The following is a 24555-nucleotide window of genomic DNA, read 5'->3' on the forward strand; positions in this document are numbered from 1 at the left end:
AGATCAGGGATAAGGACTTTATCATGGCAACACACTCCATCGACATTGAAGGCATGAGCTGCGCGTCCTGCGTGGGCCGGGTAGAAAAAGCAATCAGGAAAGTGGCGGGAGTGGACAGCGTCAGCGTCAACCTCGCAACCGAGCGCGCCAGCGTGGAGGCGGGCGAGGGCGTGGACGTGCAACTGCTGCTGGACGCTATCGAAGCTGCTGGATATCAAGCCACGCCGGAGGCCGCACCCGATGCCGCAGCTGACACCGCGCCCGATGCCGCCAAAGCGGACAAAATCGACCGCGACGGCGTGCGCGTCGGCATCGCCGCGCTGCTATCGCTGCCGCTGATCGTGCCCATGGCGGCGGAGCTGTTCGGCCTGCACTGGATGCTGCCGGGCTGGCTGCAACTGGCGCTTGCCGCGCCGGTCCAATTCTGGCTGGGCGCGCGCTTTTACATCGCGGGCTGGAAGGCGGCGCGGGCAGGGGAAGGCAATATGGATCTGCTGGTCGCCATCGGCACCAGCGCCGCCTTCGGCCTGAGCGTCTACCAGCTGCTCGCTTCCGGCAACGCCATGCCCCACCTGTATTTCGAGGCCGCATCGGTCGTCATCACCCTGGTTTTGCTCGGCAAATGGCTGGAGGCGCGCGCCAAGCGCCAGACCACCAACGCCATCCGCGCCCTGCAAGCGCTGCGGCCGGACGTGGCGCGCGTGCGCCGCAACGGCGTGGAGCAGGACATGCCCATCAGCGCGGTGCGCGTGGGCGACGTGGTCGTGGTCCGGCCCGGCGAGCGCGTGCCTGTCGACGGCACCGTCACCGAGGGCGCCAGCCATGTCAACGAATCCATGCTGACCGGCGAAAGCCTGCCGGTTGCCAAGCATCCCGGCGCCAGGGTGACCGGCGGCGCCATCAACGGCGAAGGGCTGCTGCTGGTGCGCACCGACGCGGTCGGTTCGGAAACTACGCTGTCGCGCATTATCCGCCTGGTGGAAAGCGCGCAGGCGGAAAAAGCGCCGGTGCAGCGGCTGGTGGACCGTGTCAGCAGCGTGTTCGTGCCCGTTGTGCTGGTCATCGCGGCGCTCACCTTTGCCGGCTGGTGGCTGGCGGGAGCTGAGGCGGGCACAGCGATCATCAATGCCGTCGCGGTGCTGGTCATTGCCTGCCCATGCGCCCTCGGGCTGGCCACGCCGGCGGCGATGATGGCCGGCACCGGCGCCGGTGCTCGGCACGGTATCCTGATCAAGGACGCGGAGGCGCTGGAAATCGCCCATCGCGTCAGCACGGTGGTGTTCGACAAGACGGGCACGCTGACGGTGGGCCAGCCTGTGGTCACCGGACTGGCGGCCGCCGCCGGCGTGGAGGACGAGAAAGCCTTGCTGCGCCTGGCCGCGTCGCTCCAGCAGGGCAGCGAGCATCCGCTGGCCGGCGCCGTCAAAGTGCTGGCCGCAGCGCGCGGCGTGGCGCCCGCGCCGGCGACGGACTTGCAAGCCCTGCCGGGCCGTGGTCTGGCGGGAACTGTCGATGGACAGCCGCTGCTGCTGGGCAGCACGCGGCTGATGCAGGAGTCCGGCGTCGACCTGGCGCCGCTGCAAGACCGGGCGCAGGCACTGGAAGACGCGGGCAATACCGTTTCGTGGATAGCGGCTGCGGGCACGCCGCCGCGCCTGCTCGGCCTGCTCGGCTTTGGCGACGAGGTCAAGCCGCACGCCCGCGCCGCCGTGGACAAGCTGCATGCGCTCGGAATCAAGACCGTGCTGCTCACGGGCGACAATCAGGGCAGCGCGCAAGCGGTTGGCGGCGCGCTGGGCATCCAGCGGATTATTGCCAACGTGCTGCCGGGGGCGAAGGCGCAGGAAGTGGCGCGGCTGAAGGCGGCGGGCGAAACCGTGGCCATGGTCGGCGACGGCATCAACGACGCGCCCGCGCTCACGGCGGCGGACGTGGGCATCGCCATGTCCACCGGCACCGACGTCGCCATGCACGCGGCCGGCATTACACTGATGCGCGGCGAGCCCGCGCTGGTGGCGGACGCCATCGATATCTCGCGCCGTACCTACAGCAAAATCCGCCAGAACCTGTTCTGGGCGTTTATCTACAACCTGGTGGGGATACCGCTGGCGGCGGCTGGCCTGCTCAGCCCTGTGGTGGCGGGCGCGGCCATGGCATTCAGCTCAGTCAGCGTCATCAGCAACGCGCTGCTGCTGAAGCGCTGGCGGCCGCTGTAACTTACTGTTGCTTGTTGTCGAACTGCTGCGCAAACGATTGCGGCGCGGCGGGCGGCTGCGTGCCGGACGCCAGGCTTTCCGGCAGCGGCACCCGCACCGGCTTGCTCACCCGCGCCTGCGGCGAGCTGTCCCACACCGGCGCCGCGATGCCTTCGAAGATGGTCTTCAACTGCTGGCCCCAGGTGCTGCGTATCATCTGGAAGTATTCGTTGCGCTCGTCGATGGTCACAAAGCGCGTCACCGCCAGTGCATTGTTTTCGTAGACCAGCAAGTCCAGCGGCAGGCCCACCGACACATTGGAGCGCAGCGTGGAATCCATGGAAATCAGTGCGCACTTGGCGGCTTCGTCCAGCGCGGTTTCCGGCGTGACCACGCGGTCGATAATCGGCTTGCCGTACTTGGCCTCGCCAATCTGGAAATAGGTGTTCTCGTTGTGCGACTCAATGAAGTTGCCGGCCGAGTAGACCTGGAACAGGCGGCAGCGTTCGCCCTTGATCTGGCCGCCGAAAATCAGGCTCACATTGAAATCGATGCCGAATTCGGCCAGCGCCTTCGCGTCGCGCTCGTGCACCAGGCGCACCACTTCGCCCACCAGGCGGGCCGCCTCGTGCATATTGGGCGCGTTCCAGATGCTGTAGCCGGACGCGCCGACGTGCTCGGACAGCAGTTGCCGCACCGACTGGGAAATCGACAGATTCCCCGCCGTCATCAGCACCATCATGCGATCGCCCGGCAGCTCGAACACGTTCAGCTTGCGCGCCGTGCTGACCTGATCCACGCCCGCGTTGGTGCGCGAGTCCGACAAAAACACCAGGCCCGCATCCAGGCGCATTCCTACGCAATAAGTCATTTGATAACAATGTATTGGTTCAAGGAATCAATTTTATCATCAGCCCGCCGGCGTGCTATTGCGGCACAATCCTGACCTGGACCGACATGGTTTCGCCGCCGCCGCCGCGCCGCATGCCACGCACCGGGGCGGCCGCGTCATAGTCGCGGCCGATGGCCAGGCGGCAATAGCTGTCGTCCATCAGCCGCGCGTGGGTCACGTCGATGCTGATCCAGCCACTGTAGCCGCCATCCTCCACCCAGGCGTCCACCCAGGCGTGGCTGGCCGCGTGGCTGGTGTTGCCGGGGTCGATGTAGCCGGACACATAGCGCGCCGGTATGCCCCGCGCATGGCAGCAGGCCAGGAAGATGTGCGCATGGTCCTGGCAGACGCCGCTGCCTTGCGCCAGGGCCGAACCTGCCGTTGTGCTCACTTCCGTGGAGCCGGTGATATAGGTCACCGCACCAAAAATATGCTCGGCCAGCTGCATCAGCTGCCGCGTCTGCGCCTTGCCGTCCGGCAGGGCGGCCGCTGCCAGCTCCAGGATGCCGGGCGTGGCCGCCGTTAGCCGGGTCGGCACCGTGTAGATCAGCGGCGACAGCGTGTCGCCGTTGGGAATGCGGCCGCCGGGCGGCGTGGTGGTCTCCACCAGCCCCTGCGCGATAATGGCCAGTCCCGAGTGCGGCGCGTTAATGGTCAGCATGTGCGACAGGTTGCCGTAGGCGTCGGTATAGCCGTGGATCTGGCCCACCGTGCTCAAGTGCCAGTTCAGCACGTGCTGGTGCGCCTCGGCGCGCGGCGTCAGGTGCAGCTGCTGGATGGAATAAGCCTGCGGCGCCGTGTAGCTGTAGCTCGTCTCATGCCGTATCGATAGTTGCATAGTGTTCTTTCAGGCGTACGCTCAAGCGGCCAGCGGTACCAGGAAATCGCGGCTGATGCGGTTGCCCAGTTCGTATATGCGTTGCAGGAATTCGGTCAGCGTGTCGTGCAGTCCGGCTTGCAGGATGTCGTCGATGCGGGCGAATTGCAGTTCAGCGTGCAGCTTGCCCGCAAAACGCTCGGTATCCCGGGACAGGTCGTTGCGCACATGCTGCAGATTCTGCACCACTTCATCCATGCAGGCCAGCAGCGAGCGCGGCATGTCGGCGCGCAGCATCAGCAGTTCGGCCACGCGCGCCGGGGTGATGACGTCGCGGTAGACCTTGCGGTAGATTTCAAAACCGGATACCGAACGCAGCAGCGCGGCCCAGTAGTAGAAGTCGCGCTGGGTCTGTTCGCTTCCGGACTCGCCGCCCTCGCTTGCATCCCGCGCGCCGTGGAATTTCACGTCCAGGATGCGCGCCGTGTTGTCGGCCCGCTCCAGGAAGGTGCCCAGGCGGATGAAATGCACCGCGTCGTCGCGCAGCATGGTGCCCAGCGTGACGCCGCGCGACAAATGGGAGCGGTACTTCACCCACTCGAAGAACTGGCTGGGATCGTGGTCCAGCACGCCGTTGCCCAGGCGCTTGTTCAGGTCCAGCCAGGTCTGGTTCTGGATCTCCCACACCTCGGTCGTCAGCGTGCCGCGCACGGCGCGGGCGTTTTCGCGCGCTTCCTTCAGGCAGGCCGCGATGGAGGACGGGTTGGACGGGTCGCGCACCATGAAATCGATCACGCAGCGCGCATCCACCGTGTTGTGCTTGCGGTCATACGCGGCCTGCAGTTCGGAAATGCCGAGCATTGCGCGCCAGCCTTGGGCGGCGTCCTGCTCGGACAGCGGCAGCATGGAGGTCTGCACCGTCACGTCCAGCAGGCGGGCGGTGTTCTCGGCGCGCTCGGTGTAGCGGGCCATCCAGAACAAATGGTCGGCGGTGCGGCTCAGCATGGTTGATCCTTTTCCAGTATCCAGGTGTCTTTGGTGCCGCCGCCTTGCGACGAATTCACCACCAGCGAGCCTTCCTGCAAGGCTACGCGGGTCAGGCCGCCCGGCACCATGGAGATGGTTTTGCCGGACAGGACGAAAGGCCGCAGGTCGATATGGCGCGGCGCCACGCCGCTTTCCACGAACGTGGGGCAGTTCGACAGGGCCAGCGTGGGCTGGGCGATATAGCCGTCCGGCTTGGCGATCAGGCGGCGGCGGAAGTCCTCGATCTGCTCGCGCGTGGACGCCGGCCCCACCAGCATGCCGTAGCCGCCCGCGCCGTGCACTTCCTTCACCACCAGGTCGGACAGGTGGGCCAGCGTGTACTGCAGGTCCTCCTTTTTTCGGCACTGGTAGGTGGGCACGTTGTTCAGCACGGGCTCTTCGGACAGGTAGAAGCGGATCATGTCCGGCACGTAGGGGTAGATGGACTTGTCGTCCGCCACGCCGGTGCCGATGGCGTTGGCCAGCGTGACGCGCCCGGCGCGGTAGACCGACAGCAGGCCGGGCACGCCCAGCGAGGAATCGGGCCGGAAGGCGAGCGGGTCGAGGAAGTCGTCGTCCAGGCGGCGGTAGATCACGTCCACGCGCTTGGGGCCGTGCGTGGTGCGCATGTAGACCGAGTTGTCGGCCACGAACAAGTCCTTGCCCTCCACCAGCTCCACGCCCATCTGCTGCGCCAGGAAGGCGTGCTCGAAGTAGGCCGAGTTGTACATGCCGGGCGTCATCACCACCACGGTGGGGTCGTCCACGCCCATGGGGGCAACCGAGCGCAGATTGTCCAGCAGCAGGTCGGGATAGTGCTCCACCGGCGCCACCTTGTTGCGGGCGAATAGCTCGGGGAATAGCCGCATCATCATCTTGCGGTCTTCCAGCATGTAGGACACGCCGGACGGCACCCGCAGATTGTCCTCCAGCACGTAGAACTCGCCCTTGCCGGCCCGCACGATGTCCACCCCGGCGATATGGGCGTAGATGTCGGAAGCCACCGAAATCCCCTGCATCTCAGGCCGGTACTGGGCGTTGCGGTAGATCTGCTCGGCGGGAATAATGCCGGCCTTGATGATGTTCTGGCCGTGGTAGATGTCGTGGATAAACATGTTCAGCGCCTTGACGCGCTGAACCAGGCCGGTTTGCAGCTGGCTCCATTCGGCCGCCGGGATAATGCGCGGCACAATGTCGAAGGGAATCAGGCGCTCGGTGCCGGCGTCGTCGCCGTAGACAGCGAAAGTGATGCCGACGCGGCGGAACATCAAATCCGCTTCGGCGCGCTTGCGCTCTATGGTTTCGGGCGGCTGCTGGGCCAGCCAGCGGCAGAATTCGCGGTAGTGCTCGCGCACTTCCAATCCGCCGTCGGCATGCATTTCATTGAAGAAGGTAGGCATCTGCTTGTTCCGTGGCTGCGATAAACTTGTAGTAACAAGAAACGTGCCAGCATTACAAGCGCGGATGCGCCAGCGGTTGCACCGCTTTAGTGCAGCTTCAGCGCTTCAAACAGGCCGCGAAGTTCTCCACCGCACCGTAAGCGGGCTGCGCGGGACGGGACTTGCCGCACAGGTCCGCCGGGGCCGCGGCTGGCTCCGCCGCCGAAACACGGCGCGGGGCCTCGCCGGCCCAGGCCAGGTCCAGGCCCAGCGCGTCGCGGAACAGGGCGCGCTGCGGATGCGAACCCATGAACAGGCGGGTCAGGCCGGTTTCCAGGTTGTCTCCGGCATGGATAATGCCGCCCCGGTCGGCCCGCACGCGGCCGTCGATAATGTTGCCTTCCACCTGGGCGCTGCTTTCCGGGTAGCGCACCATCACGCCGGCCGTGTCGATCAGCGTGTTGTGCAGTACCTTGCTGGTGGCGGCGCGGTTCAAATAAATGCCTTCGTCGGAGCAGGAGGCGATCAGGTTGGACTGGATAACGCCGCCGTCCTGTTCGGTAATGCAGCGCTGGTCGCGGCAATAGGGCAGTCCGGTACCGCCGCCGCCCAGCGACAGGCCCACGCGCTGGCCGCTGTAGCCGCGCAGATTGTGCTCGCACAGCACCACGTTGCGTTCGAACAGATTGGCCGAGCCGGCGCCCTTGGCATAGGCGCCATAGCTGATGCCGTCGCCACCCTGTTTGATGAAATCGGAGATCAGATTGCCGCGTATGGCCCAGCGGCTGCCCGCCACCAGGTCGATGGGCGTCACCGGTTCGCTGGTCTTGCGCGCGGCGGTGTTGCTCAGCGTATTGCCTTCAATCACGCCGTCGTCGGGCGCGCTGCCGCCGTGGGCATTGATCTTGAAGTGCGCATTGAAATCGCTGATGGTGTTGTTGCGCGCCACAAAGCCATTGGCGCGGCCGGCAATGTGGAAGGCGTGCTGGCACTGCGCAGTATCGGTGCAGGCGCCGCGTATGGCCAGGTTTTCAAAGGCCCAGTAAGGCCCGCTGACCAGGAAGCCTTCGCTCAGCTTGAACTCGATATGGACCGTGCCCGGGCGCTCCGCGCGCACCGTGATGGGCCGCTCCTTCGATCCCGCCGCGCTTGCCGCGATGAAGTTCACCCCGCTGAAGCTGTAGGTGCCCGGCTGCAGCGTAATCACATCGCCCGCGCGGGCCTGCGCCATGGCCTGCACCAGCGCGCCGGGATTGGACACTGGCACCGCATTGCCGGACGGGGCGACTTGCGTGCCTGCGGCCTGTGCACCGGCGCTCCAGGCCGGCAGCGGCGGCGCGCTGGCGGCGCCGCCGTCCAGTCCGGCCAGCGTAGCGGCAAGCTTGCGGCCCAGGCCTTCCACAATATTGTTGTGGCCGCTTGCGCGGCGCTCCACATACGGCCCCACCTGGCGCGGCGCCATGCCCACCTGGTTGACGGCGTAGAAGGCGGCAGCGGCGCCCACGCCCAGTCCGAGCAGGGCGACTATGGCCAGCGGCAACAGGCGGCTGGAGGATTTACGGGACGATGAACGTTTAGTGCGGGACATAAAATTCCGATAGAGGGTTATTCTTTAATGCGGTACCACGCCAGGCCTATCCATTCATAGACGGCGTAATAGGACGATGCCAGCGCGTCCGCGCTCGGCAGGAAGGAGGACGCCGACAGCGGCCCCCAGGCACGGAATACGGTGGGCGCGGCCACCACTTGCAGGCCGGCGCGTTCGAAAACGCGCCGAGCGCGCGGCATGTGCATGGCGTCGGTCACCAGCAGCACGGTGCGCACGCCGGCCGGTTTCAGCAGCCGGGCCGACAGTTCGGCGTTCTCCGCCGTGGTGGCGGAAGCGGACTCCACCCATTGCACCGGCGTGCGGAAATCCTCGCGCAGCGCGCGCGCCATGGCCTCGGCCTTGGGCGGCACGCCACGTTCTGGAATCGCGTTGCCTCCCGTGACCAGCAGCGGCAGGCCGCTACTGTGCTGCAAGTGGGCGCCGTAGCGCAGGCGCGCCAGCGCAATGCTGTCCGGACTGTTGCCGCCGTATTCGGGCGCATGCTCCATATTGCCGGCGGCCAGCACCACCACCGCCTGCGCCTGCTTCTCTGCCCCGGCCGCCAGCGGCGCGGTCAGGTTTTCCAGCGGGCGCACCAGCAGGCGCGCGCCCGCGTCCGTGCTCAGCACCACCAGTGCGGCAAGTCCGCCGCCCCACAATGCGCGGCCGGTGCGCGGCCAGCGGCGGCGCAGCAGCCAGCCCGCCAGCATGGCGAGAAACAGGCTCATCGGCGGCAGCAGGACTACGTGGGCGAATTGCGAAATGGTAAAAGGTACAAGCATCTTGGCATTGGAGCAATTGCGCCGCCGAAAGTCAAGGATTGCCGGCGCAGAGCGGCATCGCTACCAAAATGGTAGTGAAATGACATGTCACAATGCTTGTGCCACCGAGCGTCCAGTCCTATACTCAGGGCCACTTCTTGCTTCGGGACGTGTGATGACAACCGATTTCGATCAGCTGGTGTTGGACAAGGCGCCCGGCGGCGTGATCGTTACCGACCGCCACGGCAAGGTGGCGCACTGGACCGGCGGGGCGGAGCAACTATTTGGCTACACGGCCAACGAGGCCATAGGGCGCTATATCTATGAGCTGACCGGCGAGAGCACCGCAGACTGGCAGGCCTTCCTGGCCGAACTGGCCAGGAACGGCGGCGCCTATGACTACGAGGGTCTGCGCCGCCAGAAAAGCGGTGCACCTATCTTCGTCAACGTGGCCAGCAAGATCGTGCAGGATGGCCCCGAGCGCAAGGAGTTCATCCTCCTTTCCAAAAACGACATCACGCGCCAGAAAGCCTTGCGCGACGCCAAGCATGTGGAGGCAAAATACCGCGACGTGCTTGAGTCCACGCCGGACGGCATCGTCATGGCCAACTCCACCGGCCTGATCGTGCTGGCCAACACCCAGGCCGAGCGGCTGTTCGGTTATGAACCGGGCGAGCTCAAGGGACAGCCCATCGAAGTGCTGCTCCCGGAGCGCTACCGCAACGGCCATATCAGCCACCGCAGCAACTACTTCGTGCAGCCGCGCTCGCGCACCATGGGCGCCGGGCTGGAGCTGTATGGGCTGCGCAAGGATAAGGTGGAGTTTCCCGTCGAGATCAGCCTGAGCCCTATCACCACCGAGGAAGGCAAGCTGGTGATGAGCGCCATCCGCGACATCAGCGAGCGCCGCAAGGCCGAGCAGAAGTTCCGGGGTCTGCTGGAGTCGGCGCCGGACGCCATCGTCATTGTCAACCGCCAGGGCGACATCGTGCTGGTCAACTCGCAGGCCGAGCAGCTGTTCGGCTACGAGCGGCGCGAGCTGCTGGGCAAGCGCATGGAAGTCCTGATCCCGCAGCGCTTTGCCGCCGGCCACCCGGAACAGCGCAGCAGCTTCTTCCACGCGCCGCGTCCGCGCGCCATGGGCGCCGGGCTGGAACTGTACGGCTTGCGGCGCGACGGCACGGAATTCCCCGTCGAAATCAGCCTCAGCCCGCTGGAAACCGAGGGCGAGATCCTGGTCTCGAGCGCGATCCGCGACATTACCGAGCGCAAGCGCATCGAACGCGCCTTGCAGCAGCAGAAGCTGGAGCTGGAGCGGGCCAACAAGGCCAAGGACCTGTTCCTGGCCAGCATGTCGCACGAGCTGCGCACGCCGCTCAACGCCATCCTCGGCTTTGCCCAGCTGCTCAATAACGAGAAGCTGCCCGTCACCGAGCTGCAGCGCAAGACTTTCATGGGACATATTCTGAAGGCCGGTGAGCATTTGCTGACGCTGATTAACGAGATCCTCGACCTGGCCAAGATCGAATCCGGTACGGTGATGCTCTCGATCGAACCGGTGGGCCTGGCCGAACTGCTGCAGGAGGCTCACCGCATGGTGGACGTGGCGGCCGACAAGCGCGGCGTGCGCGTTATCGTGGCGCCTTCGGTGGACATGTATGTGAAAGCCGACCGCACGCGGCTCAAGCAGATCGTGCTCAATTTGCTGTCCAACGCTATCAAATACAACCGCGAATACGGCGCTGTCGTGGTCGATTGCGCGGAAGCCGGCGTGGATAAAATCCGCGTGTCGGTGCAGGATACCGGCCCCGGCCTCAAGCCCGAGCAGCTTGATGCCTTGTTCCAGCCCTTCAACCGGCTGGGCCAGGAAGGCGGCACGGAGGAGGGCAGCGGTATCGGCCTGGTGGTGACCAAGCGGCTGGTGGAGCTGATGGGCGGCGCCATCGGCGTGCAGAGCACCCCGGGAGCGGGCAGCATGTTCTGGGTCGAGCTGCCGGCGACGGCGGCGCCGGAAAGCGCCCGCGCCGCCATTGCCGCAGCGGCCATGCCTGCGGCCGAGCAGCCGGCCCAGCAGCGCGGCGGCTTGCCGCTGCTGCTGTATGTGGAAGACAACCCAACCAATCTGCGCCTGGTGGAAGATGTGCTCAGTTTCCGCAGCGACCTGCGGCTGATCACGTGCACGGATGGCGTGCAAGGCTTGGACATGGCACGCCGCCAGCTTCCGGACATCTTACTGCTGGACATGAATCTGCCCGGCCTGAGCGGCCGCGAGATCCAGCGCCAACTGCGCGAGGACCCGGCCACGGCGTCCATCCCGGTCCTGGCCATCTCCGCCAACGCCATGCGCAAGGACATCGACGCCGCGCTGGACGCGGGCTTCTTCCGCTACTTCACCAAGCCCATCGACATCAACGCCCTGCAAGACGGGCTCGACGCCGCACTGGCCATTGTGCGCAGCAACGGCAAGGCCTCGGCGCTATAGCAGCTATCGCCGCGCGCAGACCTCGTCCCGGCCAGCCCTCCGTACATTGGAGGGTTCGTTCGATGAGGGAGAAGTGTAATGATGGCGGTGACAAACAAGCGTTCGGCAGCAGCCGGATCAAAAGTATGCATGGCGGCCGGCGCAGGGCGGGGCGCGCTCATCGCCAGGCGCCTGGCCGCCGAATTCGCCGGCACGGCCTTGCTGCTGGCAATTTCCTGCGGCGCCGGTTTTGCGGCGGCGCGGTTGGCAGGCGCCGACGCCGCATGGGCGCCGGCAATAGCATCGGCGATATCGAGCACGGGCCTGGCGTTGCTGATACTGCTCTTCGGCCCTGTCTCCGGCGGCTTGTTCAACCCCTTGCTGGCCTTGAGCCAAGCCTGGCGCGGCAGCCTGGAACCGGAACTGGCTTTGCCCTACGCCGCAGCGCAGGGCGCCGGCGCCATGCTGGGCGCGGCCTGCGCGCACGCCATCTTCGGCATGCCCTGGCTGGTGGCCGCCAGCCAGGGCCACAGCGGCGCGGCGTCCTTGCTGGGCGAATTTGCCGCCACATTCGGCCTGCTGGCCGTCTTCATCAACTGCGGACGCTGCCGTGCCGCAGTCGCGGCGTGTGCCGTGGCGGCCTACGTCATGGCGGCCTGCAGCTGGAGCCCCTCGATCGCACACATGAACCCGGCCATGACGCTTGCGCGCACCCTGGGCAGCGGCGGCCTGCGCCTGGCCGATGCCCCAGCCTGCATCCTTGCGCAAATCGCGGGGGCGGCCGCCGCCACCATGCTGTTCCGCCGAAAACCAGCGCTCCAAATTTAAAGATGTAGATAGATTGCATGTTTATGGAAAACCGGCTATAGTTCAGTCACATTGATAGCGAAATCCGGAGCGAAAGCCATGAACATCGACAAATTCAAGCACCAGCACGAGGACATTCTCGCCGACATCGACGCCTTGCGCCAACTGGTCCACGGCGGCATCGAAGCGAACGCCGAACGCATTGCGGCGCGCATTATCGGCATGAGCGGCAACATCAAGCTGCATCTGTCTGTGGAAGACAAGGTGCTGTACCCCACGCTGCGCGCCAGCGGCGACGCCGCCATTGCCCGCATGAGCAATCTGTACCAGTTCGAGATGAACGGCATTGTGGCTGCCTACATGGCTTTCGCCACTACCTGGAACTCGGCCGCCCATCTGCTGGCCGAGCCGGAAAAATTCCGCGCCCAGGCCAACGCGGTGCTGCGCCGCGTCTACGACCGCATGAAGAAGGAAGACCACGAATTTTATCCGGCCGTGGAAGCGCTCGAAGCAGAGCGCCTGGCCGCCTGACTCCCCAACTCACCTGATCAACCACTAGCAAAGGCAAACCAATATGTTGACCCCAGAACACAGCGCCATCATCACCGCCACCGTGCCCATCCTGAAAACCGGCGGCGAGACGCTGACGCGCCACTTCTACCTGAAGCTGTTCAACGATTTCCCGGAAGTGATTCCGTTCTTCAACCAGGCCAACCAGCACGGCGGCACCCAACAGCGCGCCCTGGCCAACTCCATCCTGATGTACGCGGCCAATATCGACCGCCTGCAGGAACTCGGCCCGCTGGTGAACACCATCATCAACAAGCACGCTTCGCTGCAAATCCTGCCCGAGCACTATCCGAAAGTCGGCGCAGCGCTGCTGGGCTCCATCCGTGAAGTGCTGGGCGCGGAAGTGGCCACCGACGCGGTGATCGACGCCTGGGCCTCGGCCTACGGCCAGCTGGTGGAAATCCTGACCGGCGCCGAAGAGCAGATCTACGCCGCGAACGAGCAGGCCGAAGGCGGCTGGCGCGGCGCGCGTGAATTCAAGGTGGCGGCCAAGACCGTGGAAAGCGACGAGATCACGTCCTTCGTGTTCGCCCCGGCGGACGGCGGCAAAGTGGTGTCCTTCCTGCCGGGCCAGTACATCGGCCTGCTGGTGACGGTGGACGGCACGGAAATGCGCCGCCAGTACTCGCTGTCGGCCGAAAGCAACGGCGCCACCTACCGCATCAGCGTCAAGCGCGAGCCGAACGGCAAGGTCTCGAACCACCTGCACGGCGCCGTCAACGTGGGCGACAGCGTGACCCTGTTCCCGCCGTCGGGCGCCTTCACCCTGGCCGAGAGCGACAAGCCGCTGGTGCTGATCAGCGGCGGCGTGGGCATCACCCCGACGCTGGCCATGCTGGGCGCGGCGCTGCGCACCCGCCGTCCGGTGCACTTCATCCACGCGGCGCGCCACGCCGGCGTGCATGCTTTCCGCAGCCATATCGACGAACTGGCCGAGAAGCACCCGCAGCTGAGCCGCTACTATGTGTACGAGCAGGACCACGGCAGCGACGTCAAGGCGCACGCCACCGGCTACATCGGCAAGGAGCACCTGGCGGACTGGCTGCCGGAATCGCGCGACGTGGAAGCCTACTTCCTCGGCCCGACGCCCTTCATGAAGGCCATGAAGACGCACCTGCGCGAACTGGGTGTGCCGGAAGCGCAGACCTACTACGAGTTCTTCGGCCCGGCCGAAGCGCTGCAGTAATCCGGCGGCTCGCTACGAGCCCCGGCCCGGGCGGCGGCTTGCCGTCCGGCTGCCGAGCCACTGTATCGTCGCCGCCCCGTAACCGGGCGGCGTTTTTGTTTCCACGCGGCGCGCGAGGTCGGCCAGCGTGTGCTGCGCCAGCACGGCGCATCGGCCCGGAACTGGGCGCGGGTCCGCGTCCCGTGATTGAATGAAATGAAGGTCACACGCCTGCTCGGCTCCGGCGTGGAGCTGGCGGACGGCAGCCGCATTGCCGCAGGAACGGTAATCTGGACCGGCGGCATGCGCGCCAGCGCGTTGACCGAGCAGGGGTCGGGGCAGCGCGATCCGCTCGGCCGCCTGCACGTCGCGCTCGACCTGAGCGTGACCGGCGCAGCCCACGTCTACGCCGCAGGCGACGTAACCCTGGCAGCCACCGACGACCATGGCAATCACGCCATGATGGCCTGCCAGCACGCCATCGACATGGGGCGCTACGCGGGCCACAACGTCGCGGCGGATCTGCTGGGCCTGCCAACCATGCCGTACCAGCAGCCGTTCTACGTGACCTGCCTGGACCTGGGCGGCGCAGGGGCGGTGTACACCGAAGGCTGGCATCGCGAAGTGAAGCTGACCGGCGCCGACCCGGCGCGCTCCGTCGTCGCCTGATTGGCCTCCTGTAAGCTGAGTTGATTGGCCGCTTGCGTCTGGCGAAAGTTCTCGTATAATACAGTTACTTGCCTAGGCAGGTAATTTCAAACAGGAGCAAGCGGCATGAAATTCGACACATCCAAAGCCTGGAACCAGATGTTTAGCGGTGGCCTCGGCTTTTTGCTGACCCAGGCGCGCAGCGGCTTTCTGGCCGATATGGAGCGCGAGCTGGCGCCGCTGAACATCACATCGGCGCAGTTCATGGTGGTGGTGGGCATTGCCCACGAGCGCGCCAGCACGCTGACGGAGTTTTGCGATTTCATGGGCTACGACAGCGGCGCCATGAAGCGCCTGCTGGACCGGGTGGAGGAGAAGGGCGTTATCCGCCGCGTGCGTTCGCTGGAGGACCGCCGCAGCCAGATCCTCGAACTGACCGAGGAGGGCGTTGCCCTGTATCCGCAGATTATGGAGGCGGTGCGCAAGGTGCACGCCCGCTCGCTGGAGGGTTTTACGCCGGAAGAGGCGACCCAGCTGCAAGGTTTTTTGCAAAGAATTATCGCCTCTAACCGCCGTTGAAATTTTTTTACGGATTTGCCTGCCTAGGCAAGTACTTTTCAAGGATGCCAAGATGAACACTCTACGTATGCCGGAACTGGTCGCAGCGGCCACGCTGGCACTGCTGGCGGGATGCGCCAGCGACGGCGGCCTGAAACCGCAGGCGCGGCTGCACGAGGCGAACCAGCTCAAGGCCGCCGCCACGCTGGCGCCCATGCCTGTTTCGCTGTCACCGGCAGCCTGGCCCGCTTATGACTGGTGGCAGCGCTACGGTGACGAACAGCTGAACCGCCTGGTGGACGAAGCGCTGGCCTCCAGCCCCACCATGCGCATGGCCGACGCGCGGGTGCGGCAAGCCGCGGCCGCGGCCGGCATCGCGGAGGCGTCGCTGTCGCCGCAAGTGGGCGGCGCTGCGCGCAGCAACCGCGTGCAGTTCAGCGAAAACAGCAATGTGCCCAAGCCGCTTGCCGGATCGTGGAAGTGGAGCAACGAGGCCACGCTGAATTTTTCCTATGAACTGGACTTCTGGGGCAAGAACCAGTCCGCCGTGGACGCGGCGCTGGGCCGGCAGAAAGCCGCCGAAGTGGAAAACGAGGCGGCGCGCCTGCTGCTCACGGTGGGCGTAACGCAAACCTACCTGAAGCTGTCGCAGCTCTACGCCCAGCGCGACCTGGCCGAAGCGGTGCTGAAACAGCGCCAGCACGTGCTGGAACTGACGCGCCAGCGCGTGGCGGCCAAGCTGGACTCGCAGGCCGAGCTGAAACAGGCCGAACTGGCCATCCCCGTTGCCCGCACCGACATCGCCGTGGCCGACGAAGCACTGGCCCTGGTGCGCGCGCAAATGGCGGCGCTGCTGGGCGCTGGGCCGGACCGTGGCCTGGCCATTGCACGTCCGCAGTTGCTGAAGATGCGTCCGGCCGCCGTGCCCAGCACGCTGCCGAGTGAACTTATTGCGCGCCGCCCGGACGTGGTGGCGCAGCGCTGGCGGGTGGAAGCCCTGGGCAGCGACATCGCCGTGGCAAAGGCGCAGTTTTACCCCACGATCAACCTGAACGCGCTGGTGGGGCTGCAAAGCCTGGGCTTCAGCGCCTTGCTGCAAGGCGGGAGCAGCATCGCCAGCGCGGGCGCGGGCTTGAGCCTGCCCATTTTCGACGGCGGCCGCCTGCGCGGCAATCTCGCGCTGCGCAACGCGGACTACGACCTGGCGGTGGAAGCCTATAACCAGACCCTGGCCGACGCGCTGCGCGACGTGGTCAGCCAGCTGGTGTCCATCCAGTGGCTGGGCGAGCGCAACGCCCTGCAGGCCGAGGCGCTCGCCACGGCGCAGCAGGCCTACGACTTGTCGGTGCAGCGCTACGGCGCGGGCGTCGGCAATTATCTGCAGGTGCTGGCGGCGCAAATCCAGGTGCTGGCGCAGCAGCGCGCGCAGATAGAACTCGACACGCGCGCCTTCGACCTCGACATGCAACTGGCGCGCGCCCTTGGCGGCGGCTACCGCCAGGACTCCATTCCTCTGACTTCGCGGTGATCATCATGACCCAAGCAACTCCCCCAGCGCAAACCGCTCCGGCTCCGGCCAAGCGCGCAACCTTCACCAATATCGCCGCAGCCGCGCTGCTGGCCGGTTCCGCTGGCGCCGCATGGCTGATGCTGGCGCCAAACGGCCATCAGGTGACCGAGGACGCCTACGTAGAAGGCAACGTGGTGCAGGTAACACCGCAGTTGTCCGGCAGCGTGACCGAGATCGGCGCCGACAATACCGACTATGTGCAGGCCGGCCAGGTGCTGGTGCAGCTGAACGAAGTGGACGCCAAGCTTGCGCTGGAACGCGCCGAAGCGCAGCTGTCCAAGGCCGTGCGGCAGGTGCGGGCGCAGTTCGCCAACGCCAGCCAGGGCCGCGCCAACGTCACGCTGCGCGCGGCGGACCTGGCGCGCGCCACCGCCGACCTGGCCCGGCGCAAAGCGCTTGCGCACAGCGGCGCCGTATCCGGCGAGGACATAGAACACGCTGAAGACGCCGTGAAGACGGCGCGCGCCGCCCTGACGGTGGCCGAGCAGCAGCTTGCCGGCACCAGCGCGCTGGTGGACCAGACCAGCATCTCTAATCATCCGGACGTGCAGGCCGCAAGCTCCCAGCTGCGCGACGCCTACGTCGCCTCGGCCCGCACCACGCTGCGCGCACCGGTCAGCGGGCTGGTGGCCAAGCGCAATGTGCAGCTCGGCCAGCGCGTGGCGCCGGGCGCGGCGCTGATGTCCATCGTGCCGCCGGAGCAGATGTGGGTGAACGCCAATTTCAAGGAATCGCAGCTGCGCGATATCCGGATAGGCCAGCCGGTGGTGCTGAGCGCGGACGTGTACGGCAAGGAGGTGCGCTACACGGGCCGCGTCATCGGCCAGGACGCGGGGACCGGCAATGCCTTCTCGCTGCTGCCGGCACAGAACGCCACGGGCAACTGGATCAAGGTGGTGCAGCGCGTGCCCATCCGCATTGCGCTCGACGCCAAGGAGCTGGCTGCACACCCGCTTAAACTGGGCCTGTCCATGCATGTGTCGGTGGATACGGCGGACCACAGCGGCGCGGTAGCCACCAGCACGGCCACCCGCCGCGCGGCCTACAAGACCGGCGTATTCGAGCACGAGCTGGAACAGGCGGACCAACTGGTTCAGCGCATTATCGCCGCCAATGCGGGCGGCGCGGTGCCGCCTGCAGCCCGCCCAGCCGCACGTCCTGCAGCATTGGCACTGGTGGACTGACATGCAGCCCGCACCGCCCCGGCATCCCCACGAGCGCACGCTGCTGGCCACCATCTTCGTGCTGAACGCGATTGAATTTCTCCAGGCCGGCATGATCGCCTTTGGCGCAGGCCCCATCATGGGCGGCATAGGCGCCACGCCGGAGGAATTCACCATCGTCACGGCAGTGTATGCGGTGGTGGCCATCGCCGCGATCTCCAAGCAGCGCTGGCTAGTGGAGCGCATGGGCTGGCGGCTGTTCATCCAGGTGTCGGCGGCATTGTTCGTCGCCGGTGCGGCGGTCTGCGCCAGCAGCGGCTCCTTCCCGCAATTCCTGCTCGGCCGCGCGGTAATGGGCATGGGCGGTGCGGCCTTCATGACCAGCGCGCGCCTGATGATCAACCTGATGCCGCCCAGCCCGCGCCGCTTCCTCGGTATCAAGGTGTTCGCCAGCGCGCTCGCCATCGGTAATGCGCTGGCGCCGTGGTTCGCCTCCATCGCCGTGGCGCAGGACAGCTGGCCCGCCATCTTCGTGCTGCTGTCCGTGCTCGCATCCCTGGCGGCGCTGCTGGCCGGCTTCTGCCTGCCTTCCGACCCGGCGCCGGATGCCCAGCGCACGGAAGCGCATCCGTTGCAGCTGGTGGTGATGCTGGGCGGGGCGCTACTGAGTCTGTACGCCCTGCAGCGCGCCACGTATGACTTCTATGCCGATGCGTTGCCGCTGGTGCTTGCCATCCTGACCGGCAGCGCGGCGCTGCTGTACTTTGCGCGCCACCAGTACGAGCACGCCAGCCCGCTGCTGGTGCTGAATCGCCTGTTCAAGCCGCGCTACCTGGCCGGACTGGGCCTGTTCACGCTGTGCTACGTGGTGCTGGGCGCAAACAACACCATGCTGCCCGTGCTTATGCAGCGCGCGCTCGGCTTCCCCTGGGAAGTGATCGGCCAGGTCCAGGCCACCGGCTTGATGGCCGCGCTGCCCGCGTTCTGGATCATGGCCACCATCCTGCCCAAGTTCCCGTCGCCGAAGAAGTTCTACGTGGCGGGCTTCGCCTCGCTGGCCGCCTGCGGCATACTGCTGGCGCGCCTGAGCGGCGAGGCGGGGCTGTGGACACACGTGGCGCCTGCGATTGCAGCGTATGGCGTGTTCATCATCCTGGTCATGGCTACCACGGCGATCCAGACCTTTGTAGACCTGCAGCGCGACGAACTGGCTTTTGCACACGGCCAGCAACTGAAAAACATGCTGTCGCAATTCGGCCTCGCCGCCGGAACGGCCGGCGCTGCGCTCTCGCTGCAATGGCGCACCAGCGAACATGTGGCGGTGCTGGCGCGCCAATTCGGCAGCAGCGGCGCGGCGTTCAGCGAAGCCGTGGACCAGCTTGGCGGGCAGTTCGCAGCCAGCCACGGCGCGCAGTCCGCGCAAATGGCGGTGGCCACGCTGGCGCAGCAGCTGAACCAGCAAGCCGCCATGCTGTCCGCACTGGACTACTTCGGCTTCCTGGCTGTCTTCGCCGTGGCCGCCGGGCTGCTGATGGCGGTGCAGCGCGTGCTGCGCTGACACGGAAACGCGGACGCAGGGCAGGGCGCCGCGCACGTATTTGTGCGCGCGCGGCCCTGTGGTAAAGTTCGCGGCTTTCGGCGTCACTGGAGTTTCTGCTTTGTCGGACAAATTCATTCCCATTCAAGCCTACGGCAAGCCTGCCGGCGGCTTTGGCTCCCTGCGCGGCACGGCCCGCGCGCTCACCGGTTATGGCCCTTTCCCCGCCCTGCAAACGCTGGCGCACGTGAACCAGCCGCAGGGGATAGACTGCCCCGGCTGCGCCTATCCGGATTCGCCTACCGACAAGGCGGTGGATTTCTGCGAGCAGGGCGCCTGGGCGATTTCGCACGAAGCTACGCCCAAGCGCGCTACGCCCGCGCATTTCGCTGCGCATACCGTCAGCGAATTGCGGAAGAACGAGGAATGGCAGCTTGAAGCGCTCGGCCGCCTGACCGCGCCCATGCTGTACGACCGCGCCAGCGACACTTACCGTGAAATTGAATGGGCACAGGCTTTCGAACTGGCCGGCGCCTCCCTGCGTGCGCTGGACTGTCCGAACCGTGCCGTGTTCTACGCGTCCGGCCGCAGCAGCAATGAAGCGGCCTTCCCGTACCAGCTGTTCGCGCGTGCGTTCGGCACCAACAATCTGCCGGATTCGTCCAATTACTGCCACGAGGCTTCCGGCGACGCACTGCGCCTGTCCATCGGCGTGGGAAAATCCACTGTCACGCGCGAGGATTTCGAGCATGCGGAGGCCGTTTTCGTATTCGGCCAGAACCCTGCCACCAACCACCCGCGCATGCTCGGCGACCTGCGCCATGCCAAGCTGCGCGGCTGCAAAATCGTCGTGTTCAACCCGCTGCTGGAGCGCGGCCTGCAGAAATTCACCGACCCGCAGGCGGCAGGCGAACTGCTGACCGGCAGCAGTACGCCCATCGCGGACGAGTACTACCAGGTGCGCGTGGGCGGCGACCTGGCGGCCATCACCGGCATCATCAAGGCGCTGCTGGAGGCGGACAGCCGCGCGCCCGGCTTGCTGGACCGCGCTTTCATCGCCGACCACACGCAAGGTTTTGAAGCGCTGGAAGCCGTGGTGCGCGTCCAGGACTGGCCAGAGATTGAACGCAGCAGCGGCCTGTCCCGCGCCCAGATGGAGCAGGCCGCGCAGCTGTACGCGGCCTCGAACGCCACCATCAGCACCTGGTGCATGGGCCTGACCCAGAACGAGTACGCAGTCGAGACCATCCAGATGCTGACCAATCTGATGCTTTTGCGCGGCAACGTCGGCAAGCCCGGTGCAGGCCTGATGCCTGTGCGTGGGCACTCCAATGTGCAAGGCGACCGCACGGTGGGCGTGACCAGCCGGCCCAAAGCCGAATGGCTGCAAGGCCTGGAGCGCGTGTTTGGCTTCACGCCGCCGTCCGCACCGGGACTGGACGCGGTGTCCGTCATTCGTGGCCTGCTGGACGGTTCGGTGCATGCCTTCACCAGCCTGGGCGGCAACTTCGCCGTGGCCGGGCCGGACAGCCCGCGCGTGCTGGACGCGCTGTCGCGCTGCAAGCTGACGGTGCACATCGCAACCAAGCTCAATCGCACCCATTTGTACCCCGGCCAGACCGGCCTGCTGCTGCCTTGCCTGGGCCGAACTGAACATGACGATCAGGCCGGCTGCCAGCAGTTCGTCAGCGTGGAGGACACGGCAAGCATGGTGCACGCATCCACCGGGCGCAACCGCCCGGCCAGCGAAAAGCTGCGCTCGGAGCCGCATATCGTGACTGAACTGGCGCGCCACACGCTGCCCGGCTCCACCATAGACTGGGCCGGCATGGGCCGCGACTACGACCTGACGCGCGAGCTGATCGAGCGCGTGGCGCAAGGCGCGGTGGCGGGCTTTGAGCAGTACAACGCCAACATCCGCCGCAAGCGTGGCTTCCACCTGCCCAATACGGCGGCGCTGAGGGAATGGAAGACGGACAGCGGCAAGGCCAACTTCGCGCCGCACGCGCTGCCGCAGGACGGCATCATGCAGCGCGCCCGCGCCGTGCATGGCGACAGGGTAGTGTGCCTGGCCACGGTGCGCGCGCACCGCCAGTACAACACCACGGTGTATCACGACCCCACGGGGGAAGTGGACCGCTACCGTGGCGTGCACGGCACGCGCAAGGTGCTGTTCATCGGCCCGGCCACGCTGGCGCGGCTGGGCTTCAAGGACGGAGACACGGTCAATCTGCGCGCCGCGTCGGTCGACGGAATCGAACGCGTGGTGGAAGGCTACCGCCTGGTCGAGTATCCTATCCGGGGCGACGATGTGTTTGGCTACTTCCCAGAGCTGACGCCACTGTCCTCGCCGGACCTGACTGCGCGCGGCTCGAACACGCCAGCCTTCAAGCAAGTGCCTATTTTGATCGAGCGCTGATCAAGCGGCGCAGCCGATAAACCAGTATTGCGGGAGCGGGAATGGACAGGCTGGAAGCCATGCGCATGTTTGTGCGGGTTGTGGAAGTCAACAGCTTCAACAAGGCCGCCGAGGGCTTGTCTCTGCCGCCGTCGACAGTCACGCGCGCGCTGAAGGAACTGGAGTCGCACCTGGGCGTGCGCCTGCTGCAAAGGACCACGCGCCGCCTCAGCCTCACGCCCGACGGCAGCATCTACTACGCCCATTGCCGCCGCCTGCTGGATGAACTCAATGAAGTGGAGTCCGGCTTTGCGGGCAATGTGGGCCGGCCGCGCGGCAAGCTGCGGGTGGACATGACGCCGTCTTTCGCGCGCAACTTCGTGATTCCGTCGGTAGGGCAATTCCTGGACCGCTATCCGGAGGTGCAGATCGCCGTCACCGTGAGCGACCGGCCGGTGGACCTGGTGCAAGAGGGCATAGACTGCGTGATCCGCGCCGGCCAGCCCGAGGATTCCACGTCACTGGTGGCACGCCGGATTGCCAGCTTCGGCTGGACCGTGTGCGCCGCGCCGTCCTATATTGCGCAATACGGCGCGCCGCAGACGCTGGAAGACCTGCAGGACCACCATGCGGTGGGCTATCTGCTTGGCCGAACGGGCCGGGAGATGGACTGGGTGTTCAGCGAGGGCCATTCCACCATCAGCGTTCCGGTGAAGAGCCGCATGTCCACCAACGACACCAGCACCTATGTGCAGGCGGGCCTGCAGGGGCTGGGCCTGATCTGCACTGCATCCTACCTGTTGCGGCCCCACATACTGTCCGGCGCGCTGATGCCGCTGCTGACGGGCTACCAGTCGCCGCGCGTGCCCATTTCCGTCATGTATCCGCAGAACCGCCATTTGTCGCCCACGGTGCGCGCCTTTATCGACTGGGTGGCCGAGCTGATGACCGAATCGTCGCCCAACTAAATTCGCTTGACAGTATGGTGTATCTGCACCATACTGGTTTTCATGATGAAAAACACCGCCTCCACACCGCAAGCCGACGCCAGTCTGATGGAAGACGTGGTCGCCCATTGCCTGTTGACGCGGACGCGGACGATTTCCCGCGTCATCACGAGTATTTACGACAGCGAGTTACGGCCCCATGGCCTGACTTCGTCGCAGTTTTCCCTGCTGGTGCGGATTGCGCGCATGAAGGGCGCGAGCAGGGCGGACCTGGCGCGCGCCAGCCACCAGGAGCGCTCCACATCCACCCGCAACCTGCAAGTGGTGTTGAACGAGGGCTGGGCGGAGGAGGTGACGCCGGATAGCGGCCGTAGCCGGCCCATCCTGATCTCCCCGGCGGGCCGCGCGCTCCTGCATGCGGCAGGCCCGGCCTGGCGAGCCGCGCAGGCAAAGGCCCGGCGTTTGCTGGGCGAGGAGGGGGCCGCGTCGTTGGTTAGCGTGGCGGACAGCCTGCCGCCGGAGTAGTTTTTCATTTTTTACCCACAATGGTGTATCTACACCATAAGGAAGGAGCAGTCATGAACACGCAAGCGCAGCAGGGCAAACCCATACTGGTAACAGGCGCTGCGGGCGACGTCGGCGCCATTGGCCGCCATCTCACGGCCATGTTGCTGGCCCAGGGCCACAAAGTGCGGGCACTGGTGCGGCGGGAAGACGAGCGCGCGGAAGCCCTGCGGCAGCTCGGCGCCGAAGTGGTGGTGGGAGACCTGACCAGCCTGGACGACATGCACCGCGCGGTGGAAGGCTGCGCGCGCATCTACTTCGGCATGTCGGTTTCGGCGGACTACCTGGCAGCGACGGTCAACCTGGCTGCGGTGGCGCGCCATCACGGCGTGGAAGCCGTTGTCAATATTTCGCAGATGACGGTATCCCAGATGAGCATCACCGAAACCACCGGCAGCCCGCAGCACAAGCTGCACTGGCTGGCAGAGCAGGCGCTGGCATGGTCCGGCTTGCCGGTGGTGACGCTGCGGCCGACGGTGTTTTTCGAGGGATTCTTCCTGCGTCTGGCAGCGGCCGGCGTGAAAGAGCGCGACCAGCTGGTTCTGCCTCTGGGCAGCAGCAAAACCTCGCCCATTTCCGCCGTGGACGTGGCGCGCGCCGCCGCCGTGATACTGGCGGACCCTGCGCCCCACGTCGGCCGCATCTACAACCTGACCGGCCCCGAATCGCTGGATCTGCAGCAGTACGCGCACGAATTCAGCGCGGCGCTGGGCCGCACCATCAGCTATGTGAACGTGCCGGTGGCGGCGTGGACCGACAAACTGCGCGGCCTGGGCGTGCCGCAGCACTTGTTGAGCCACTTGGGCGTGATGGCCGAACTGCATCTGGAAGGGCGCTATGACCGCATGAGCGGCGACTTCTTCCAGCTGACAGGGCAGGAGCCCATGGGCGCGCGCGACTTTGTCCGCAGCCACGCAAAAGAATTCACGCAGGGATAAACCCACTGCGGAATAAGCAGCATCCACTTAACTTTCAAAATATTGGAACATCACCATGAGCAACAAGATTCAGGAAGTACTGTACACCGGCAAGACCCGCACCACCGGCGGGCGCGACGGCGCCTCGCGCAGCTCAGACGGCCGCCTGGACGTGAAGCTGAGCGCGCCCTGGTCCAAGGGGGAGGGGACCAATCCCGAGCAGCTTCTGGCGGCGGGGTGGTCCGCGTGCTATCTGGGCGCGATAGGGAAGGCTAGCGCCGAGCTGGGCTTGGCCGTGCCGGCCGGCGCCGCAGTCGACGCGGAAGTAGACCTGGCCAAGGGCGATGAAGGTTTCCAGCTGCAAGCCCGCCTGCACGTGAGCCTGCCGGGCGTGGACAGGGAAGTGGCGCAGAAGATTATCGACCGCGCGCACGCGACTTGCCCGTACTCGAAAGCGCTGTACGCCAGCACCAATGTAAAGACCACGCTGGCCTGATGCATGCCCGGACCGGAGGCCACGGCTTCCGGTCCGATTTCGGAAAATATTAAACTCGAGATTACTGTTTATATTGTCGAGTAAGAATACTGTACA

The 24555-nt window shown here is 65.9% G+C and carries 21 protein-coding genes; 15 read left to right on the forward strand and 6 right to left on the reverse strand.

Annotated elements, in window-relative coordinates:
- The first annotated feature begins 23 nt into the window (after positions 1–23).
- On the forward strand, positions 24–2216 hold the full coding sequence (locus GTP77_RS14585; protein ID WP_308807725.1) for a heavy metal translocating P-type ATPase: 2193 nt from the start codon (positions 24–26) through the stop codon (positions 2214–2216).
- Position 2217: 1 nt separating this feature from the next.
- On the opposite strand, the gene GTP77_RS14590 is transcribed toward GTP77_RS14585, so the two are convergent.
- The 6 genes from GTP77_RS14590 to GTP77_RS14615 all read right to left on the reverse strand — a co-directional run bounded on the left by GTP77_RS14590 (position 2218) and on the right by GTP77_RS14615 (position 8625).
- Positions 2218–3048 carry a proteasome-type protease gene (locus GTP77_RS14590; protein WP_228892520.1) on the reverse strand — a complete coding sequence of 277 codons (831 nt, stop codon included), beginning with the start codon at positions 3046–3048 and terminating at the stop codon, positions 2218–2220.
- Positions 3049–3121: 73 nt separating this feature from the next.
- Positions 3122–3925 carry a transglutaminase family protein gene (locus GTP77_RS14595; protein WP_161072886.1) on the reverse strand — a complete coding sequence of 268 codons (804 nt, stop codon included), beginning with the start codon at positions 3923–3925 and terminating at the stop codon, positions 3122–3124.
- Between the two features lie 21 nt (positions 3926–3946).
- On the reverse strand, positions 3947–4909 hold the full coding sequence (locus tag GTP77_RS14600) for an alpha-E domain-containing protein (protein WP_161072887.1): 963 nt from the start codon (positions 4907–4909) through the stop codon (positions 3947–3949).
- Positions 4903–6330: a circularly permuted type 2 ATP-grasp protein gene (locus tag GTP77_RS14605; RefSeq protein ID WP_161072888.1), complete on the reverse strand. Its 1428-nt coding sequence runs from the start codon at positions 6328–6330 to the stop codon at positions 4903–4905. Before GTP77_RS14605 ends, GTP77_RS14600 begins: the two co-directional genes overlap by 7 nt.
- Before the next feature lie 97 nt (positions 6331–6427).
- On the reverse strand, positions 6428–7897 hold the full coding sequence (locus tag GTP77_RS14610; protein ID WP_229202196.1) for a chondroitinase-B domain-containing protein: 1470 nt from the start codon (positions 7895–7897) through the stop codon (positions 6428–6430).
- Between the two features lie 17 nt (positions 7898–7914).
- Positions 7915–8625, reverse strand: a complete 711-nt coding sequence (locus tag GTP77_RS14615) for a YdcF family protein (protein ID WP_228892522.1) — start codon at positions 8623–8625, stop codon at positions 7915–7917.
- 208 nt (positions 8626–8833) lie between these two features.
- Between GTP77_RS14615 and GTP77_RS14620 the strand changes: the two genes are divergently transcribed.
- The 14 genes from GTP77_RS14620 to GTP77_RS14685 all read left to right on the forward strand — a co-directional run bounded on the left by GTP77_RS14620 (position 8834) and on the right by GTP77_RS14685 (position 24459).
- The gene (locus tag GTP77_RS14620; RefSeq protein ID WP_161072890.1) at positions 8834–11140 is read left to right on the forward strand and encodes a PAS domain S-box protein; all 2307 of its coding nucleotides are present in this window, start codon (positions 8834–8836) and stop codon (positions 11138–11140) included.
- Between the two features lie 78 nt (positions 11141–11218).
- On the forward strand, positions 11219–11947 hold the full coding sequence (locus GTP77_RS14625; protein ID WP_161072891.1) for an aquaporin: 729 nt from the start codon (positions 11219–11221) through the stop codon (positions 11945–11947).
- A 78-nt stretch (positions 11948–12025) separates the two neighbouring features.
- Positions 12026–12457, forward strand: coding sequence for a hemerythrin domain-containing protein (locus GTP77_RS14630; RefSeq protein ID WP_161072892.1), 432 nt, complete (start codon positions 12026–12028; stop codon positions 12455–12457).
- Between the two features lie 43 nt (positions 12458–12500).
- Positions 12501–13682, forward strand: a complete 1182-nt coding sequence (hmpA, locus tag GTP77_RS14635) for an NO-inducible flavohemoprotein (RefSeq protein WP_161072893.1) — start codon at positions 12501–12503, stop codon at positions 13680–13682.
- A gap of 195 nt (positions 13683–13877) precedes the next feature.
- Positions 13878–14330, forward strand: a complete 453-nt coding sequence (locus tag GTP77_RS14640) for an FAD-dependent oxidoreductase (RefSeq protein ID WP_161072894.1) — start codon at positions 13878–13880, stop codon at positions 14328–14330.
- A 105-nt stretch (positions 14331–14435) separates the two neighbouring features.
- The gene (locus tag GTP77_RS14645; RefSeq protein ID WP_161072895.1) at positions 14436–14888 is read left to right on the forward strand and encodes a MarR family winged helix-turn-helix transcriptional regulator; all 453 of its coding nucleotides are present in this window, start codon (positions 14436–14438) and stop codon (positions 14886–14888) included.
- A 52-nt stretch (positions 14889–14940) separates the two neighbouring features.
- Positions 14941–16395: an efflux transporter outer membrane subunit gene (locus GTP77_RS14650; RefSeq protein WP_161072896.1), complete on the forward strand. Its 1455-nt coding sequence runs from the start codon at positions 14941–14943 to the stop codon at positions 16393–16395.
- A 5-nt stretch (positions 16396–16400) separates the two neighbouring features.
- Positions 16401–17621 carry an HlyD family secretion protein gene (locus GTP77_RS14655; protein ID WP_161072897.1) on the forward strand — a complete coding sequence of 407 codons (1221 nt, stop codon included), beginning with the start codon at positions 16401–16403 and terminating at the stop codon, positions 17619–17621.
- A gap of 1 nt (position 17622) precedes the next feature.
- Positions 17623–19158 carry an MFS transporter gene (locus tag GTP77_RS14660; RefSeq protein ID WP_161072898.1) on the forward strand — a complete coding sequence of 512 codons (1536 nt, stop codon included), beginning with the start codon at positions 17623–17625 and terminating at the stop codon, positions 19156–19158.
- A gap of 100 nt (positions 19159–19258) precedes the next feature.
- Positions 19259–21556 carry an FdhF/YdeP family oxidoreductase gene (locus tag GTP77_RS14665; protein ID WP_161072899.1) on the forward strand — a complete coding sequence of 766 codons (2298 nt, stop codon included), beginning with the start codon at positions 19259–19261 and terminating at the stop codon, positions 21554–21556.
- Between the two features lie 41 nt (positions 21557–21597).
- Positions 21598–22503 (forward strand): LysR family transcriptional regulator, encoded by a 906-nt coding sequence (locus GTP77_RS14670; RefSeq protein WP_161072900.1) that lies wholly within the window; start codon positions 21598–21600, stop codon positions 22501–22503.
- Between the two features lie 42 nt (positions 22504–22545).
- Complete coding sequence (locus tag GTP77_RS14675; protein WP_229202197.1) at positions 22546–23007, forward strand: MarR family winged helix-turn-helix transcriptional regulator; 462 nt, start codon at positions 22546–22548, stop codon at positions 23005–23007.
- Positions 23008–23060: 53 nt separating this feature from the next.
- Complete coding sequence (locus tag GTP77_RS14680) at positions 23061–23984, forward strand: NmrA family NAD(P)-binding protein (protein ID WP_161072901.1); 924 nt, start codon at positions 23061–23063, stop codon at positions 23982–23984.
- A 55-nt stretch (positions 23985–24039) separates the two neighbouring features.
- A complete protein-coding gene (locus GTP77_RS14685; RefSeq protein WP_161072902.1) occupies positions 24040–24459 on the forward strand; it encodes an organic hydroperoxide resistance protein in 420 nt (139 codons plus the stop codon).
- Positions 24460–24555: the final 96 nt, after the last annotated feature.

It is taken from the genome of Pseudoduganella aquatica, assembly GCF_009857595.1.
Classification (GTDB): domain Bacteria; phylum Pseudomonadota; class Gammaproteobacteria; order Burkholderiales; family Burkholderiaceae_D; genus Rugamonas; species Rugamonas aquatica_A.